The organism is Rhodanobacter sp. C01, from assembly GCF_002001045.1.
Classification (GTDB): domain Bacteria; phylum Pseudomonadota; class Gammaproteobacteria; order Xanthomonadales; family Rhodanobacteraceae; genus Rhodanobacter.
Window position 1 is genome coordinate 49,074 of the sequence record NZ_MUNR01000009.1, and the last position, 17,454, is coordinate 66,527.

The 17,454-nt window shown below is 62.5% G+C and carries 15 protein-coding genes and 4 tRNA genes; 8 read left to right on the plus strand and 11 right to left on the minus strand.

Annotated elements, in window-relative coordinates:
• Window positions 1-57 precede the first annotated feature (57 nt).
• Window positions 58-2,139 carry a 3-hydroxyacyl-CoA dehydrogenase NAD-binding domain-containing protein gene (locus B0E50_RS06230; protein WP_077440341.1) on the plus strand — a complete coding sequence of 694 codons (2,082 nt, stop codon included), beginning with the start codon at window positions 58-60 and terminating at the stop codon, window positions 2,137-2,139.
• Window positions 2,140-2,235: 96 nt separating this feature from the next.
• Here B0E50_RS06230 and B0E50_RS06235 read toward each other — a convergent pair whose 3' ends face one another.
• The 5 genes from B0E50_RS06235 to B0E50_RS06255 form a co-directional block, all read right to left on the minus strand.
• A complete protein-coding gene (locus B0E50_RS06235; RefSeq protein ID WP_077440342.1) occupies window positions 2,236-2,832 on the minus strand; it encodes a DUF2058 family protein in 597 nt (198 codons plus the stop codon).
• 31 nt (window positions 2,833-2,863) lie between these two features.
• Window positions 2,864-3,082, minus strand: a complete 219-nt coding sequence (locus B0E50_RS06240; RefSeq protein WP_077440343.1) for a SlyX family protein — start codon at window positions 3,080-3,082, stop codon at window positions 2,864-2,866.
• Window positions 3,079-4,422, minus strand: coding sequence for a UDP-glucose/GDP-mannose dehydrogenase family protein (locus B0E50_RS06245; protein WP_077440568.1), 1,344 nt, complete (start codon window positions 4,420-4,422; stop codon window positions 3,079-3,081). Before B0E50_RS06245 ends, B0E50_RS06240 begins: the two co-directional genes overlap by 4 nt.
• A gap of 141 nt (window positions 4,423-4,563) precedes the next feature.
• On the minus strand, window positions 4,564-5,340 hold the full coding sequence (locus tag B0E50_RS06250) for an FKBP-type peptidyl-prolyl cis-trans isomerase (protein WP_077440344.1): 777 nt from the start codon (window positions 5,338-5,340) through the stop codon (window positions 4,564-4,566).
• A gap of 162 nt (window positions 5,341-5,502) precedes the next feature.
• A complete protein-coding gene (locus B0E50_RS06255; protein ID WP_077440345.1) occupies window positions 5,503-7,269 on the minus strand; it encodes a cation:proton antiporter in 1,767 nt (588 codons plus the stop codon).
• A 168-nt stretch (window positions 7,270-7,437) separates the two neighbouring features.
• On the opposite strand from B0E50_RS06255, the gene B0E50_RS06260 reads away from it, so the two are divergent.
• The 3 genes from B0E50_RS06260 to B0E50_RS06270 all read left to right on the plus strand — a co-directional run bounded on the left by B0E50_RS06260 (window position 7,438) and on the right by B0E50_RS06270 (window position 7,740).
• Window positions 7,438-7,513, plus strand: a tRNA-Ala gene (locus tag B0E50_RS06260).
• A 9-nt stretch (window positions 7,514-7,522) separates the two neighbouring features.
• A tRNA-Glu gene (locus tag B0E50_RS06265) sits at window positions 7,523-7,598 on the plus strand.
• A 65-nt stretch (window positions 7,599-7,663) separates the two neighbouring features.
• A tRNA-Asp gene (locus tag B0E50_RS06270) sits at window positions 7,664-7,740 on the plus strand.
• Window positions 7,741-7,811: 71 nt separating this feature from the next.
• Here the strand turns inward: B0E50_RS06270 and B0E50_RS06275 are convergent.
• Both B0E50_RS06275 and B0E50_RS06280 read right to left on the minus strand, forming a co-directional pair.
• Window positions 7,812-8,273 (minus strand): DUF1249 domain-containing protein, encoded by a 462-nt coding sequence (locus tag B0E50_RS06275; RefSeq protein ID WP_077440346.1) that lies wholly within the window; start codon window positions 8,271-8,273, stop codon window positions 7,812-7,814.
• A gap of 26 nt (window positions 8,274-8,299) precedes the next feature.
• The gene (locus B0E50_RS06280; RefSeq protein ID WP_077440347.1) at window positions 8,300-9,115 is read right to left on the minus strand and encodes a pyruvate, water dikinase regulatory protein; all 816 of its coding nucleotides are present in this window, start codon (window positions 9,113-9,115) and stop codon (window positions 8,300-8,302) included.
• Window positions 9,116-9,346: 231 nt separating this feature from the next.
• On the opposite strand from B0E50_RS06280, the gene ppsA reads away from it, so the two are divergent.
• The 3 genes from ppsA (at window position 9,347) to B0E50_RS06295 (ending at window position 14,335) form a co-directional block, all read left to right on the plus strand.
• Window positions 9,347-11,719: a phosphoenolpyruvate synthase gene (ppsA, locus tag B0E50_RS06285; RefSeq protein WP_077440348.1), complete on the plus strand. Its 2,373-nt coding sequence runs from the start codon at window positions 9,347-9,349 to the stop codon at window positions 11,717-11,719.
• Between the two features lie 352 nt (window positions 11,720-12,071).
• Window positions 12,072-12,827, plus strand: coding sequence for a TetR/AcrR family transcriptional regulator (locus tag B0E50_RS06290; protein WP_254427196.1), 756 nt, complete (start codon window positions 12,072-12,074; stop codon window positions 12,825-12,827).
• Window positions 12,828-12,946: 119 nt separating this feature from the next.
• Window positions 12,947-14,335 (plus strand): outer membrane protein transport protein, encoded by a 1,389-nt coding sequence (locus B0E50_RS06295; protein WP_077440350.1) that lies wholly within the window; start codon window positions 12,947-12,949, stop codon window positions 14,333-14,335.
• Window positions 14,336-14,435: 100 nt separating this feature from the next.
• Here the strand turns inward: B0E50_RS06295 and B0E50_RS06300 are convergent, their stop codons facing one another.
• The gene (locus B0E50_RS06300) at window positions 14,436-15,137 is read right to left on the minus strand and encodes a protein phosphatase 2C domain-containing protein (RefSeq protein WP_077440351.1); all 702 of its coding nucleotides are present in this window, start codon (window positions 15,135-15,137) and stop codon (window positions 14,436-14,438) included.
• 111 nt (window positions 15,138-15,248) lie between these two features.
• Here B0E50_RS06300 and B0E50_RS06305 point away from each other — a divergent pair.
• Window positions 15,249-15,338: transfer RNA gene (locus tag B0E50_RS06305), tRNA-Ser, on the plus strand.
• A gap of 226 nt (window positions 15,339-15,564) precedes the next feature.
• On the opposite strand, the gene dnaQ is transcribed toward B0E50_RS06305, so the two are convergent.
• Genes dnaQ through B0E50_RS06320 form a run of 3 tightly spaced genes read right to left on the minus strand, consistent with a single transcriptional unit; the run spans window position 15,565 to window position 17,418 of the window.
• Window positions 15,565-16,269, minus strand: a complete 705-nt coding sequence (gene dnaQ / locus B0E50_RS06310; protein WP_077440352.1) for a DNA polymerase III subunit epsilon — start codon at window positions 16,267-16,269, stop codon at window positions 15,565-15,567.
• A complete protein-coding gene (rnhA, locus tag B0E50_RS06315; protein WP_077440353.1) occupies window positions 16,266-16,709 on the minus strand; it encodes a ribonuclease HI in 444 nt (147 codons plus the stop codon). The genes dnaQ and rnhA overlap by 4 nt, the downstream gene beginning before the upstream one ends.
• Before the next feature lie 25 nt (window positions 16,710-16,734).
• Window positions 16,735-17,418, minus strand: coding sequence for a class I SAM-dependent methyltransferase (locus B0E50_RS06320; protein WP_077440354.1), 684 nt, complete (start codon window positions 17,416-17,418; stop codon window positions 16,735-16,737).
• Window positions 17,419-17,454: the final 36 nt, after the last annotated feature.

The following is a 17,454-nucleotide window of genomic DNA, read 5'->3' on the forward strand; positions in this document are numbered from 1 at the left end:
CAATCACGGCAGCAGGACGGTATGGTTCGGACCTCCCCCCTCATGCCCATACCCGCCATGTTCGAAGGACTGCGCTTCAACCACTGGAAGACCAGCGAAAGTGACGACGGCATCGTCACGCTGACTCTCGACCGTGCCGACAGCAGCGTCAACGCGATCTCCCGCGCTGTACTGGACGAACTCGAACAGATCGTCGAACGGCTGGCGATCGAAAAGCCGGCCGGCGTCATCATCCATTCGGCCAAGCCGTCGGGTTTTGCGGTTGGTGCCGACATCAAGGCCTTCGTCGACTATGCGAAGCACGACACCGTGCTGGAAAACATCGAGCATGGCCAACGCGTCTATGAATCGCTGGCACGGCTGCCCTGTCCCACGGTGGCGGCCGTGCACGGCGCCTGCATGGGTGGCGGCACCGAACTGATCCTGGCCTGCCGCCAGCGCATCGCGGCCGACGACGACAAGACCCGGATCGCGCTGCCCGAAGTGATGCTGGGCATCCACCCCGGCTGGGGTGGCACGGCACGCCTGCCGCGCCTGATCGGCGCCACCGAGGCGCTACCGTTGATGCTCACCGGCAAATCGCTGTCGGCGAAACGCGCGTTGACCTTGGGCGTGGTCGATCGCGTGGCACGCCGCGAGGAATTGCTGGTCGAGGCGCGCCTGCTGTTGCGTCGCCCGCAGGCACACCCGTTTGTGCGCCGCGCCAAGGCATGGGGGACCAACACCTGGCTGGCACGGCAAGTCCTGGCCCCGATGGTGGTCAAGCAAACCGCCGCCAAGGTGCGCAAGGAGCACTACCCGGCCCCATTCGCCATGATCGATGTCTGGAAGCGTGGCGGCTCCGATATCCGGCAGCGGCTGAAACTGGAAGCGCGATCGGTGGCGAGGCTGGCCAAGACTCCCACTGCGCAGAACCTGATCCGGATCTTTTTCCTGCAGGAGCGTCTGAAGGCGCAAGGCAGCGGCACGGAGGCAGGGATCAAGCATGTGCACGTGGTCGGCGCTGGCGTGATGGGTGGCGACATCGCCGCTTGGGCCGCGTTCAAGGGTTTCGACGTGACCCTGCAGGACCGCGAGATGAAATTCATCCAGCCTGCGCTGGATCGCGCACGCCAGCTGTACGAGAAAAAACTGAAGACGCCCGAGCAAGTCGAGGATACCGTCCGTCGGCTGCGTGCCGATGTCGAGGGCAAGGGCGCAGCCACGGCCGACCTCGCCATCGAAGCGATTTTCGAGAGTGCCGAGGCGAAGGAGGCGCTGTACGCCAATCTCGAACCGCAGTTCCAGGCCGACGAGATTCTCGCCAGCAATACCTCGAGCATTCCACTGGACGAGCTGCGCAGGAATCTCAAGGCACCACAACGCTTCCTCGGCCTGCACTTCTTCAATCCGGTAGCGCAGATGCCCTTGGTCGAGGTGGTACGGCACGACCGGCTGGACCCGGCCATCGAGAAACGGGCACTCGCCTTCTGCAAGGCGATCGGCAAGCTGCCGGTGGCAGTCAAGGGCACGCCCGGCTTCCTGGTCAACCGCATCCTGATGCCGTACCTGCTCGAAGCCATGCGGCTTTACAGCGAGGGCGTGCCTGGCCCGCTGCTGGACCGCGAGGCGAAGAAATTCGGCATGCCGATGGGACCGATCGAACTGGCCGACACTGTGGGCCTGGATGTCTGTGCTTCGGTCGGCAAGGAACTGGCACCCTTCCTCGGTCTGGAAGTGCCACCCGGCCTGGACGGCAAGCTCGAAGCCGGCAAACGCGGCAAGAAAGACGGCCAGGGCCTGTACATGTGGCAGGACGGCAAACCGATCAAGCCGGAGGTCGACAAGGATTATGTGATGCCGCCGGACCTGCAGGAGCGCATGATCCTCCCGATGGTCAACGAGGCGATCGCCTGCCTCGCCGATGGCGTGGTCGACGACGCCGATCTGCTCGACGCCGGGGTGATCTTCGGAACCGGCTTTGCACCTTTCCGCGGCGGCCCGATCCAGTACGCGCGCAGCGAAGGCACTGACAAGCTCAAGGCGAAACTGGAGCAACTTGCCCAACGCTATGGCGATCGCTTCAAGCCGAAGAATGGCTGGGATCATCCGGCGCTGGCACAAAGCGGCTTCGAGCTGGCCGCCGCAACAGCGAGCTGATCACCGTGCCATCGTCCAATGAAAACGCCCGGCCATGCCGGGCGTTTTCATTGAAACTGCTTCATGGGGATTGCCCGACCTGAGTCACGGCCGTGATCACCACATCAAATCGTCGGGAACACCATCGTCACCCGCGCCAGTTGCGCCGGGATCGACCAGCAATGCCAGTTGCCGCGCATCGATATCGCGCACCTGTTCGGCGATCTCGCGGCTGACCAGCAGGTAGCGGCCACCCTGCTGTACCACGCCCAGCTCGCCAGCATTGAGCGCGCCCAGCTGCACTGCATCGACATGTATCCGGCGGATCTTGCCGCCGTATTCGAAATTGCGCGGCTGATCGGCGTCAGCCTTGTTCAGCGCCTTGCCATCAAGCAGCTGCTGGATCTTCAACTTGCGCTCGCGGCGCAACCTGGCCTGCTCTGCCGCTTCCTGTTCGGCACGCTTGCGCTCGCTCGCCTCGGTCTGCGCGCGTATCGCATAGGCCTTGGCCAGGTCCATGTCCTCCTGACTCTGCCGCGGCGGCCGCGAGGCCGCTGGCGAAGCGTGTGACTTGCCGCCCTTGGGCGCGGATTTGCCGGGTGGCGTCGATGCCGGACGCCGACCTTCGCGGGCGCGGTCCGCCTGGACCCGCTCTGTTTGAACCTGTTTGACGATGCCACTCTTGAGCAGCTGATCGCGCAAGGAATCGGCCATGAGAATAATCCGTGGTCGGTAATCGGTTGAATCAGTAATGCGGCGGCGGCTCGTCATGCGGGTCATCCGCCTGTGCGACGCGCATCGTCGCGAGTTCGCCACGCAGTTCGCGCAAGGCACGCTCCAATGCGGCCATGCGCAGTGACAGTTTCGCATCCGCGGTCGCCAGCGCGTGTACCGTGTCATCGATGAAGGTGAGTTTCACCTCCATCTCGTCAAGCCGCTGCACGACATCGTCGCTTGTGTTCATTGCGGCGTCCGCAGGCTGCGGCCACGGCCGATGCCGTAATAGGCGAGCCCCGCCTCCTCCACCGCTGCAGGATCGTACAAGTTGCGGCCATCGAAGACCGCCGGTTCCGCCAGCGCGGCGCGAATACGCGCAAAATCCGGGCTGCGGAACGCCTTCCATTCGGTGACTACAGCCAGCACATCGGCGCCCTGCAGGGCATCGTAGGCCTGTTCGCACAGCACCAGGTCATCGCGCTGGCCATAGAGCCGACGTGTTTCCTGCCGTGCCTCCGGATCGAATGCACGCACTTTCGCACCTGCGTCCCACAACGCTTCCATCAACTGCCGGCTGGAAGCCTCACGCATGTCGTCGGTATTCGGCTTGAATGCCAGACCCCATAGCGCGACCGTGCGGCCCTTCAGTTGACCATCGAAGTGGCGCGAGATCAGTTCGAACAACTTGGTCTTCTGCTGCAGGTTCACCGCCTCGACGGCATTGAGCAGACGTGCGTCATAGCCATAGCCACGCGCGGTGCGCTCGAGCGCCTGCACATCCTTGGGAAAGCATGAGCCGCCATAGCCAGCCCCCGGATAGATGAAGTGATAGCCGATGCGCGGGTCCGAACCGATCCCCTGGCGTACCAGTTCCACGTCGGCACCGACGCGCTCGGCGATATTCGCGATCTCGTTCATGAAACTGATCTTGGTCGCCAGCATCGCATTGGCGGCGTACTTGGTCAGCTCAGCCGAACGCTCGTCCATCACCACCATGCGTTCGTGATTGCGGTTGAATGGCGCATACAGCTTGCGCAACACCGCCACGGCACGCTCGCTGGAAGCACCGACGATGATGCGATCCGGCCGCAGGCAATCTTCGACGGCCGCGCCTTCCTTCAGGAATTCCGGATTGGACACCACATCGAACCCGATCGAGGCATTCCGCGTGACCAGTTCCGCTGTCACGGCCTCGCGCACCCGGTCCGCCGTGCCCACCGGCACGGTCGACTTGTTCACCACCACCGTATAGCGATCCAGATGCCGGCCGATCGTTCCGGCTACTGCCAGCACGTATTTCAGGTCCGCACTGCCGTCCTCGTCCGGTGGCGTGCCGACGGCAATGAAAATGACTTCGCCATGTGCAATCGCGGGAGCCGCATTGATGGTGAAATCAAGTTGTCCACTGGCATGGTTGCGCCTGACAATCGATTCCAGACCCGGTTCGTAGATCGGAATCTCGCCGCGCTTCAGGCGCTCGATCTTGGCTGCATCGACATCGACGCAGATCACGTGATTACCCATTTCCGCCAAGCAGGCGCCGGTGACCAGCCCCACATAGCCGGTACCGAATATAGCGACCTTCATCATCGTTGCGATGATCCTTTGAAACGCAAGCCGTCTATTCTAACCGCGTAGCGGACAGCACACGGCACTCGCGATGAGCAAAAAGCAGAAGGGCGCGGATCACTCCGCGCCCTTCTGTCATGCCATGACCGCGAGACGGTATTACTGGCCGCCACCCGGAGCAGCGCCCTGACCAGCCGGCGTCGGGCCGGTGCTGACCAAGGTCACATCGAAGATCAGCGTCTGGTTCGGCTGCATCGGCGGCTGAGGCTCGGCACCGTAGGCGAGGGCCGACGGGATGAACAGCTTGTAATGGCCACCCACCTGCATCAGCTGCAGACCTTCGCGGAAGCCCGGAATCACGCCAGCCAGCGGAATCTTGGCAGCGCCCGGCGGGTTGTGCTTGGCCGAAGCATCGAACACCGTACCGTCAATGAAGGTGCCGGTGTAGTTGATCTCGACCGTGTCGTTCGGACCGGGGCGGGCACCGGTGCCCTGGCTGAGCACCTGGTACTGCAGGCCCGAGGCGGTGGTCTTCACACCAGGAGCGGTCTTGTTCTTGGCCAGGAAGGCATCGCCATCAGCCTTGTTCTTGGTGCCGAGCCGGGTCATTTCGGCCTGGTACTTGGCCTGGATCTTGGCCATGAACGCGTCATGCACCTGCTTGGCTTCGGCTTCGCTCATGCTCGGCTTCTGGCCGGACAGCGCAGCCTGCACAGCACGGCCGACTGCGGCAGCGTCCAGCTCATCGCGCATGATCGGCGGAACCTGGGAAGCGATTTCCCAGCCCACCACATAGCTCGCCTTGGCCTTGTCGACCGTGCCCGTGGCCGGGGCAGCGGCGCCGGTCTTGGCGGCCTGAGCGTACACGCCCGCAGTCATGCCCAGCGCAACGGCCATCGTGGCAGCTGTCAGCGTGGGGCGCAGAAAATGCTTCATTCGAAACTCCCTCATGTTTGGATATGCCGGCATCGCCGACCGGGCCCCCCCGATGGAGGCAGGCCTCGCATTGTGCGGTGCTTGTCCGGTCTTGGCAACGTTGCAGGGCTCCGACCGTCAGTCGCCATAAAGGTTCCTCGCACCGTTGCCGTGACCGGCCGATCAGTCGTGACCACCAGCAGGCGGCCCCGGTTTGTTAAGGGTTTCCTTCAGCGCCGCCTGCAGGCGTGCATGCATATGGACCAGGCTGCGCCACAGGACCAATGCCAGCAGTACGCCAATCACCGCCAGCGACAGCGCAATGCCGCGCGGCGGCAGGATGGTCGAACCCAGCACGCTGACCAGTACGGCCAGCCCGAGCAGGGTCACCAGCGGGATGACACGGGCCAGCACATTGCGCATGGCCCGTGTGTATGACCCGGCGAACCGTTCACGTATGCCGATCTCGGCCAGCAGCATGCCCAAAGCCTCGGCCTTGCGGAACACCGCGATCAGCATCGGCAGGGACAGAAACAGGGCACTGGCCCAGATCAGGGTATGCCGCTGGTCGCGATCGATACCGAACATCGTGAACCAGCTCCAGTTGTGCGCATTGACATAGGCACCCGCCATGAACAGCGCCACCACCAGCAGCACATTGACCGCGACATGCCAAAGCAACCGGCGGAAGATCGCCGCGACAGCCGCGTTCTCGTTGACCGGCTTGAGGTTTTCCAGCCAGCCGCTGTAACTGGTCGCGAGCAGCCGGGCCGATCGTGGCGCCACCCTGCGCAGGCCATCCGCCAGGCTGTCCGCCGAACGGGTCAGATAGGGGGATACCGCCATGCAAAGTACCGACACCGACACTGCGACCGGATAGATGAAATCACTGATCACGCCAAGCGAGAGCCCGAGCGTGGCGATGACAAAGGAGAATTCGCCGATCTGCGCCATGCCCAGACCCGAGCGCAACGCCGTGCGCGCATCGTGGCCGACCACAAAGATGCCGAGGCTGCATGTCAGGGTCTTGCCGATGACCACGGCTAGCGCGATCAACAACGCCGGCAACGCGTACTGCAGCAGCATCGAAGGATCGATCTTCAGACCGATCGCCACGAAAAACAGCGCTGCAAACATGTCGCGCAGCGGCTCCACCAGATGCAGCACGCGCCCTACACTGCGCGATTCAGCCACCACCGCACCAGCCAGGAACGCGCCCAGAGCCACGCTAAAACCCATCCAGACCGCCAGCAGGCTGGCGCCAAAGCAGATGCCCAGCACGCTGACCAGCAGCGTTTCATCGCGACCGAAACCGGCCACGTAATCGACCAGCCGCGGCAGCAACAGCAAGCCGATGATCATCCCCACCACCACGAACAAGCCGAGGTGACCAATCAACGTGAACGCCGCATCTGCCTGCACCGAACCACCGATCGCCACCGCCGTCAGCAGGGTCAGCATGACGATCGCCAGCATGTCCTCGGCGACCAGCAAACCCACCACAAGCTGTGCAAAACGCTGATGCCGCTGGCCGCTCTCCGCCAGCGTGCGGGTTGCCACCATGGTCGACGACAGCGAGATGATCGCGCCGAGAAACAGCGCATCCATGCCCTTCCAGCCGAACAGGCCACCGATGCCGGCACCGATCCACAACATCAGTCCGACCTCCCCCACCGCCACAGCCAGCACGCCAATGCCGACTTCGCGCAACTTGCGCACGCTGAACTCCAGTCCCAGCGTGAACATCAGCAGCACCACACCCAGATTGGAGATGTCATCGATCGCACGCGGGTCAGCCACCAGCATGCCCGGCGTATGCGGACCGATCAGCACGCCGGCCAGGATGTAGCCCAGCAGCACGGGCTGGCGCAGGCGCTGGAACAGGATCGTGGTGGCGCCGGCCACCAGCATCACCATGGCAAGATCGCGAATGAAACCGATTTCGTGCATGCAGCAACTCGTCAAGCGCAGGATCGTTGCAGCTTAAACGAACCACCGCCGGCATCTGCCCGGCTGGCTGTAGAAGTCATCAACGACATTGATCCTGTCGTTCGCCATTTGTGAAAAAAAGCTTGACGGATATCCGACCCGGACCTATTCTTTCGGGCTTCCAGCGGCGGGGCCATAGCTCAGCTGGGAGAGCGCCTGCATGGCATGCAGGAGGTCGGCGGTTCGATCCCGCCTGGCTCCACCAACTTGAATTGTCCCCATCGTCTAGAGGCCTAGGACATCACCCTTTCACGGTGGCGACCGGGGTTCGAATCCCCGTGGGGACGCCAAGTTGGCCCGCAATCGCAGCGATGCGAAACAGGTTGAAGCTGGAAGTTGTAGCTGCAGGGAATGTGGAGCGGTAGTTCAGTTGGTTAGAATGCTGGCCTGTCACGCCGGAGGTCGCGGGTTCGAGTCCCGTCCGCTCCGCCACTCAACGGAAAGCCCGCCTCGTGCGGGTTTTTTGTTGCCCCCCGTTTGGTCATACCGCATCAATGCGTTGATCACTCTTCTTGTCGCAGAGTGCCGGTCGAATGTCCCTGCTCCACCAGATATTCCAACCAACGCGAAAGAAACCCGTTCATGCGCAGGCGATGCTGGAACACCGTGTGCGCCGGTGTGAACGGCCCCAGCACCTGCCACAGATGTCGTCCCGGATGGCAGTGCAACGCCTCAGCCACATGCGCATCGGTATACATCCGCAACTGCGCGGAAGGCGCGCGCTGGCCTGTATGAGCATCGACGAAGCCATAGGTAAGTTCGAGTTCCAGCGTGTAGGGATGGCATTCCTGCACATGCAGGTGGACATCGAGCCCGTCGTCCACGTCGGAGATATAGCGGCCGGGAGCGAGTTGCTGTGGCGCGAACAAGCGTGCCAGGCGATGGTAATTTTCCGCATAGAGCCCCATCAGGAACTCGAACCGTCCCGGTAGCAGGCTGTTGCGATTGTCCAGTACGGCGCTCATGGCAAGTGCGGCAACTCCATCGGAAATCAGAACATGGTCCGCTCGATGCCGAAACGATCGAAGATCTTGCTGGCGATCTCCTCAATCGACACGTGCGTAGTGTTGAGGCTGGGAATGCCGGCCTGACGCATCAGACGGTCAGCCTGCTCAAGCTCCCAGCGACATTGCTTCAAGGTGGCATAACGGCTGCCGGCACGGCGTTGCTCGCGGATCTGCGCCAGCCGCTGCGGCTCGATGGTCAGCCCGTACAACCGGTCGCGATACGGACGCAGGCGAGCCGGCAGCTCGAGCTTTTCCAGATCCTCATCGGTCAGCGGATAGTTGGCGGCGCTGACGCCGTAATGCAAGGCCATGTACAGGCAGGTCGGTGTCTTGCCCGAACGCGACACGCCGACCAGGATGAGGTCGGCCTGGGAATAATCCACGTCAATGCCATCATCGTGGGACAGCGCATAGTTGGTCGCGTTGATGCGCGCCTCGTATTTGTCGAAATCGACCAGGCCGTGTGAGCGATTGACCGCACCCGAGCGCTTGGTGCCGAGCTCATCCTCCAGCGGCCCGATGAACGGCGCGAACACGTCCAGCATCAGCGCGCCGCTGGTGGCAACGATGTCGCACAGCGCGCGTTCGGCCATGGTATTGACCACGATCGGGCGCTGCCCGCTTTGCGCGTAATTGGTCTTGATGCGCAGTGCCGCCGCTTCCGCCTTCTGCGTGTCATCGGTGAACGGCAGTCGATGCTTGTCGAACTGCACGCCCTCGAACTGCGCCAGGATGCTGTTGCCGATCGTCTCCGCGGTAATACCAGTGGAGTCGGAGATGAAGAAAACCGTTCGCTGCATACAGGGGCCTGGTTACTGGAATGCGCTCATCTGCACCATAACCCAAGCGCAAAACGCTGTCGCCGATTGACTGCCGGCTGACTGGTATGCCGTTGGAATCACATCCCGAGGCAATGGTCTTCTTGTGCTGCGCATCATCGGCAGCGGACAATACCAGTCCTTTGCGGCCCGCTTCGGGTCTGCCTGACGCATCCATACCGTTATCCATTGAAAGCCCTTGAGGAGACACCCTTGAACGATCTGGTGCTTTGGCTCGACTCGCTGCGCATGACTGACCTGGGCAAGGTCGGCGGCAAGAACGCCTCACTCGGCGAAATGATCGGCAACCTGGCCAAGCTTGGTGTCTCCGTGCCAGGCGGTTTTGCCACTACCGCCGACGCGTTCCAGCAGTATCTGGAAAAGAGCGGCCTGGCCAAGCGCATCCAGGATCGTCTGGCCTCGCTCGACGTCGACGATGTCGACACCCTGGTAGCAGCCGGCAAGGAGATCCGCGGCTGGATCGTCGACACCGCCCTGCCCGCCGAACTCGAGCAGGCGATCCGCACGGCCTACATCAAGCTGTGCAAGGACGCCGGTGCCGACGATATCGCCGTCGCCGTGCGCTCCTCCGCCACCGCCGAGGATCTGCCGGACGCGTCGTTCGCCGGTCAGCAGGAAACCTTCCTCAACGTGGTCGGCATCGACGACGTGCTGCACAAGGTGAAGGAAGTCTTCGCTTCGCTGTACAACGATCGCGCGATTGCCTACCGCGTGCACCAGGGCTTCAAGCACGAGGACGTGTTCCTCTCCGCCGGCGTGCAGCTGATGGTGCGCTCGGACGTGGGCGCCTCCGGCGTGTTGTTCACGCTGGACACCGAGTCGGGTTTCCGCGACGTGGTGTTCGTCACCGGCTCGTACGGCCTCGGCGAGATGGTCGTGCAGGGCGCGGTCAATCCTGACGAGTTCTACGTGTTCAAGCCCACCTTGAATGCCGGCAAGCCGGCCGTGCTGCGCCGCAATCTCGGCGCCAAGCAGTTGCGCATGGTCTATTCCAGCGCCCCCGGCGAGCGCGTGAAGACCGAGGACACCCCGGCCGGATTGCGCAACAAGTTCTGCATCAATGACGAGGACGTGCAGGAGCTGGCGCGTCAGTCGCTGATCATCGAAAAGCATTACGGCCGCCCGATGGATATCGAGTGGGCGAAGGACGGCAATACCGGCAAGCTGTACATCGTGCAGGCGCGCCCGGAAACCGTGAAGTCGCGTGCGCACGCCACCCAGCTCGAACGCTTCCATCTCAGTGAAAAGGGCAAGGTGCTGGCCGAGGGTCGCTCGATCGGCCAGAAGATCGGCGCCGGCAAGGCGCGCGTGATCCGCTCGCTGGCCGACATGAACAAGGTACAGCCCGGCGACGTGCTGATCGCCGACATGACCGACCCCGACTGGGAGCCGGTGATGAAGCGCGCCTCGGCCATCGTCACCAATCGCGGCGGCCGCACCTGCCATGCGGCGATCATCGCGCGCGAACTGGGCGTGCCGGCGGTGGTCGGCACTGGCAACGCACTGGACAAGATTCCGGATGGCACTGACGTCACCGTCTCGTGCGCCGAAGGCGATACCGGCACGATCTACGAAGGCATCCTGAAGTTCGAACGCGTCACCGCGGATCTCGGCGCGATGCCCGAGGCGCCGCTGAAGATCATGATGAACGTGGCCAACCCGGAGCGCGCGTTCGATTTCGGCATGCTGCCGAACGCCGGCATCGGCCTGGCCCGTCTCGAGATGATCATTGCCAGCCATATCGGCGTGCATCCGAAGGCCCTGCTCGAATACGCCAAGCAGGACGCCGCGACCAAGGCGAAGATCGATGAGCGCATCGCCGGCTATGCCGATCCGGTGAGCTTCTATGTCGATCGCCTCGCCGAAGGCATCGCCACTATCGCCGCCTCGGTGTATCCGAAGCCGGTGATCGTGCGCCTGTCCGACTTCAAGTCGAACGAATACGCCGGCCTGCTCGGCGGCTCACGCTACGAACCGCACGAAGAAAACCCGATGATCGGCTTCCGCGGCGCCAGCCGCTACGTCGACCCCAGCTTCGCCGAAGCCTTCGGGCTGGAGTGCAAGGCGGTCAAGCGCGTGCGCGAGGTGATGGGCCTCGACAATGTCTGGGTAATGATCCCGTTCGTACGCACATTGGGCGAGGGTCGCAAGGTCATCGAAGTGCTGGCGAAGAACGGCCTCAAGCAGGGCGAGCACGACCTCAAGGTCATCATGATGTGCGAAGTACCCTCGAACGCCCTGCTCGCCGATGAGTTCCTCGACATCTTCGACGGCTTCTCGATCGGCTCCAACGACCTCACCCAGCTCACCCTGGGCCTGGACCGCGACTCCAGCATCGTGGCCAACCTGTTCGACGAACGCGACCCGGCCGTGAAGAAGCTGCTGTCGATGGCGATCCAGACAGCCAAGGCCAAAGGCAAGTACGTCGGCATTTGCGGGCAGGGCCCGAGCGACCACCCCGACCTTGCCGAATGGCTGATGGATCAGGGCATCGAGTCGGTCTCGCTGAACCCTGATACGGTGGTCGATACCTGGCTGCGGCTGGCGAAAAAGAAGGCAGGCTGAGCCGTTTGATCGCCGCAGCAGAGCGGCTTTGTCACCGCAGTGCAACAAAATGGCCGGGTGATCCCGGCCATTTTGTTGCCTAGCCCTCACCAGGATCACGGCCAGTTCGCCGCCCTTTCCTTGCCGGGCAACGGATGCGAACCCGATCGACACGTTATTTCCTGCGCAATCGTACGCACCCCATGTCGATCGTGCGCTGCAGCTTGCCCCGTAGTGACCCCATCGGTAGCGTTCATACGCGTGTTTCAATTCATGATTTGAAGCAGGTGTCCGCGCAAATTCCCATGCATGTCACGAGACCAGTTCATTGAGCACAAGCCAGCGCCACGGCCATAGCGATACTCGTAAACGGTTGCTTGAAGCCACCGAATGGCTGTTCATCGAAGGCGGTTACGAGGCGATGTCACTGCGCCATATCACGGCGCGAGCCGGCGCCAATCTCGCTGCGGTGAACTATCACTTCGGCAGCAAGGAGGCGCTGATGCAGGAAGTACTGACACAGCGTCTTGATCGGCTCAACCGCGAACGCCTGCAGTTGCTCAGTGTCTGCGAGCAGGAAAATCCTGGAGGCCTGGATGCCACCACCGTGCTCGGCATGCTGTTCGTACCGGCCTTTCGGCTGAGTCATGGCAGCACCTCCGGGCCTGCCTTCATGCGCTTGCTCGGCCGGGTCTACAGTGACCCTTCGCCATTCATCCGCAGCTACCTACAAGAGCATTACCGGCCGATTTCCGGACGTTTCTTCGAGGCGTTCTCGCGTGCCCTGCCCGCACTACCGCGCCACGAACTCGGGCTGCGCCTGCACTTTGCGCTCAAGGCACTGTCCGGCATGCTTGCGGGTGAGGATATGCAGGAATTGATCGCCAGCATCAGCAAGGGCGAAGCGATCAACGACGCTGAACTGCTGGCGCGCCTGATCTCGCTGATATCACCCATACTCACGGCCCCATTCGGCAACCCGGAACAGACCCAGTTGATCGACCGAGTTCTGCAACTGGATCACCACACTGCGGTTACCAGCGAAGAACCTGCCGCAACTCCACCGCATGAAGCCCGCGACTTGCTCGGCGATCAGCAATGGATCAAGGAAGGAAGACTGGCCTCCTGAACAAAGAAGACAATTACCAGTCGTCATTACCAAACGCCCCACCACATCAATCAGCAGATAACCAAGAAGTCAACATTCTGTGGGCACCCACCCCAGACTGCCATCACAGGAGAACCATCGTGAACCGTCATACCCTGCAACGCTTTACCCGTTTCGGCACCCAGGCCAGTCTCGCCCTGGCCGTAGCTGCCGCACTGACAATCCCGCTTCGTGCCGAAGCCGGCTCGTTCCAGCTGCCTACGGACAACGCCGCTGGCTGGGCACGCGCCAATGCGGGCGGCTCGCTGTTCCCCAACGATCCCACCGCGGTCTACAACAATCCGGCAGCGATGGCGTTCTTTACCGCGCCCGTGCTGCAGGTGACCGGTACCGGCATCCGTCCGAGCGCGGAATTCCAGGGGCAATTCACCGACGAACAAGGTCATCCAACCACCGGCAACAATCCAAACGGGTTTGGCAAGTTCATTCCGTTCCCGAACATGGCGTTCGCCGCACCGATCAATGATCGCCTTACCCTCGGCGGCAGCGTCACCGTGCCATACGGCCTGGCCAGCGAATACAACCCGACATGGCAGGGTCGCTACTTCGGCACCAAGACCAGCTTGCAGTCGATCGCCGTGAGCTTCTCGGCAGGCCTGAAGGTCAACGATGAATTCTCTATCGGCGTGGGCATCCTCGGCCAGCGCACCAAGGCCCAGCTCAATACCATGCTCGACCCGTACGGTTCGGCCGCCGCGCTGTTCGGCGCCCCGATTCTCGGCGCACCGCAGAGCGGCGACGTCCAGCTGAATGTGACCGTGAAGAAGAGGTTTGCGTTCGGCTACTTCGGCGGCTTCGAATGGAAGCCGACGCAGCAGGACAGCATCGGTCTGAGCTACCACTCGCAGGTGAACCAGACGCTGAGCGGCAACTACGCCATGTACGGCAGTGAAGCCGGCAAGCAACTCATCGCCCTAGCCCCGGTTGTCTTCCCTAATGCGGGCCTGCCGACACTCAACCCCGATGGCGCCAGCGCCAGTGCCGTGCTCAATACACCCGCATTCGCCAGCCTCGACTGGCTGCACGTGTTCAACGACCGCTTCTCGCTCGCTGCCACCGCAAAGTGGACTGGCTGGTCCAGCTTCCAGAACCTGGCACTCATGTCGAATGGCCAGACACTGGTCGCGCTACCCCAGAAGTACAAGGACAGCATGCTGTACTCGATCGGCGGCGACTACAAGCTGAATGACAAGTGGACCCTGCGCGCAGGCGTCGGTTACGACGAGACTCCGACCAACATCCTCAGCCGCGATCCGCGTATCCCTGATGGAGCACGCCGTCTGCTCGGTCTTGGCGTGGGTTATCAGGCCAGCGAGCACTTCGGCTTCGATCTCGGCTACCAGCACCAGTTCGTTGGCAAGACGCGCGTCGACCTGACCAATCCGGTCTCTCTGGGCGCCGGCAGCATGAACGGCACCTTCGACGATCACGGCGACGTGGTCAGCCTGACTGGCACCTATCGCTTCTGAGCGATGCGATACCCATGAAAGACAAGGGCCGCGCAAGCGGCCCTTGTCTTTTCTGTTGTCCGAATTAAGTCAAAGCACGCCATATGTAGCCAGGAAAGCTTCAACTTGAACGAACAATGATCACAGTGATGTTGTCGTCGCCACCACCATCAAGCGCACTGAGCAGCAGTTGGTCGACGCATTCCTGCGATGCCAGGTCGGTACGTGCGACCGTACGTGCAATCGACGCGTCACTAACACCTTCGGTCAGGCCATCACTGCACAACAGAAAGCCCATGCCCGGCTCCAGCTGCCCGCGTGCCATGCCAATGTGAAGCTGCTCCGCGCTCGTCACGCCCAGTGCCTGGGTAAGCACATTGCGCTGCGGATGCTGCGATGCCTGTACCGGATCGAGCTGACCTGCCTCGACCAGTGCCTGCACCAGCGAGTGATCGTGGCTTATCTGCCGCAACTCATGCTTCCACATGTAAATCCGGCTGTCGCCAACCCAGGCGACTTCATAGCCATCGGCGGTCAGCCGCAGTGCCGCAATCGTGGTGCCCATCGGCAGCACGTCGAAGCTGGGGCGGGCGCGCGATTGCAGCCGTTCGGCCGCTCCGTGCACGGCCTCAATCAGACTGTGCCCGCGACTGACCAGGTCAACCACTGCATCACGCACCAAGGCAGAGGCAACCTCGCCATGCTGGTGACCGCCCATGCCATCGGCCACCAGAAACAGGCCGAGTGAGGCATCGGCGTAATAGGTATCCTCATTGCGCGTGCGGCGCAGGCCAACATGCGTTCCGTGTCCGAATTCGATCATGGGCTTTCAGGTAAGGCGAGCTGTTGCAGCATGCCGGAACTGCCGCAGGTTGTCACGGCAAGTTGCCTCGCGTATCATTCCCGGCTCGCATGAGCCACCATGCAACCCACTGGAGAGGTGGCAGAGTGGTCGAATGTACCTGACTCGAAATCAGGCGTACGTGTAAGCGTACCGTGGGTTCGAATCCCACCCTCTCCGCCAGAAAAGCAAAACGCCCCCTCGTGGGGCGTTTTGCTTTTCTGGCGGTGACGGCCGGGTGAGAACCCACCCGGGTTCGACGAATTCGTCCGGAACGAATTTGGACAGCCGCAGGCTGGCCCCGCAGCGCGAAAGCGCGGAGGGGTTCGGCCCAAGGATGGGCCGAACAATCCCTTCACACATCGCGCCACATCGAAACACGCGACGCTTCAAGTTTCTCCAGTACGAATCACCCCGCCCGCCACACACTCACTCCCCCTGCGTTCTTGTCCAGCGCATCCAGCCGCTGCTCATGCAAAGCCAGCTCTTCCGGGGACGCGCGCAGAACACTCGGACGTGCGCGCAAGGCCACTGGCGCGACAACTGCCACATCACGCTGCTCGGTCGTACCTGCAAAACCCAGATCGAAAGCCTCCTGCCCCGAGGTCATCGCCAGATAGACGTCCGCGAGCAGCTGCGCGTCGATCAGGCCGCCGTGCAGGTCACGCCGCGAGTTGTCCACGCCCAATCGCTTGCACAGCGCATCGAGACTGTTGCGCTGACCCGGATAGCGTTCGCGCGCCATCACCAGCGTGTCGAGCACGCTGCAGCTATCGCCGATCCGACCACTGCCGTTGTCCAGTCGCCCCAGCTCGGCATCGAGAAACCCGATATCGAAACTGGCGTTGTGGATGATCAGTTCAGCGCCATCGATGAAGGCGAGGAACTCATCCACCACGTCGGCGAAGCGTGGCTTGTCGAGCAGGAAGTCATCGGCGATGCCGGTGACCTGGCGTGCGCCCTCGTCGATCGCGCGATCCGGGTTGAGATAGGTCTGGTAGTGCCGGCCGGTAAGCCTGCGTTCGATCATCTCGACGCAGGCAATCTCGATCAATCGATGCCCCTGGCGAACCTCCAAACCAGTTGTTTCCGTATCGAGAACGATCTGTCTCATGCCGCACCCTTCATCAGTTCAGCCTGCTCACGCGCGGCCTGATCGACCCGCTCGTTCTCGGCGTGACCGTTATGGCCCTTCACCCACTTCCAGCGCACTTGATGCGTGCTGACCGCCGCGGACAGGCGCTGCCACAGATCCTGGTTCTTCACCGGCTTCTTGTCGGCGGTACGCCAGCCGTTCGCACGCCACTTCGGCACCCACTCCTCGATGCCCTGCATGACATAGCGCGAATCGGTGGTGAGGGTTACCTGGCAGGGGCGCTTCAGCGCCTCCAGGGCACCGATTGCCGCCATCAGCTCCATCCGGTTGTTGGTGGTAGCTGGATCACCGCCAGCGACCATGCGTTCGCTGCCCTTGGCACGCAGCAAGGCAGCCCAACCACCCGGTCCCGGATTGCCCAGACAGGCACCGTCGGTAAATGCATCCACTTCGCTCATCGTTGTCCACGTAGTCCATTGAAAGTCACAGCGCCGAACTGCGCCGCGTACCCGGCGACAATCGGCTGTTGGCCGGTACCCGTACCGGCCCCGTCTTGATTCGCAGCGGCGTAGCCATGCGACGCTGCTTGCGTGCTATCAGCACATACCCACCACCCCATGCGTTCACACCGTTCACGGCAGGTGAATCGGCAGGCCACAGGCATCCCACCCGTTCGGCTCGTTCCATCTGCAGCCCGGCCTGCTGAAGTCTGTGGCTGAGTCGCAGCGGCACCTGCAGCACCTGTTGCCTGCCACGCGCATGCCACCAGAACCATGGCGCCCAACCGCTGAGCGGATGCACTCCGGTCACCACCAGAACGCCACCCGGCGCCAGCACACGAATCGCCTCGGCCAGCAGCGTCGATGGCGACGCTACGACTTCCAGCGCATGGCGCAAAAGCACCAAGTCGAACGCATCGTCGATGAACGGCAGCGGCTCGTCGGTCGCTGCGTGCAGATCGCCCCGGTAACGGTTGTTGCGTGCCCACAAGCATGTCCAGCAACCGAGCAATGGCAATGCAGGCGGGGCATCGCTGGCGGTCGCACCCAACAGCAGCCCATGCGTCCCGAAACAGCGCTGCAGATCCGTGGCCATCACCCGCGTCTGATCATCCAGCAATCGGCGCAATGGCGCACTGGCATAGATGTCGTGATCGCGTTGAAGCATGCGGCCGGCCTGATCCCAATCTGTTTTCGAAGTGTA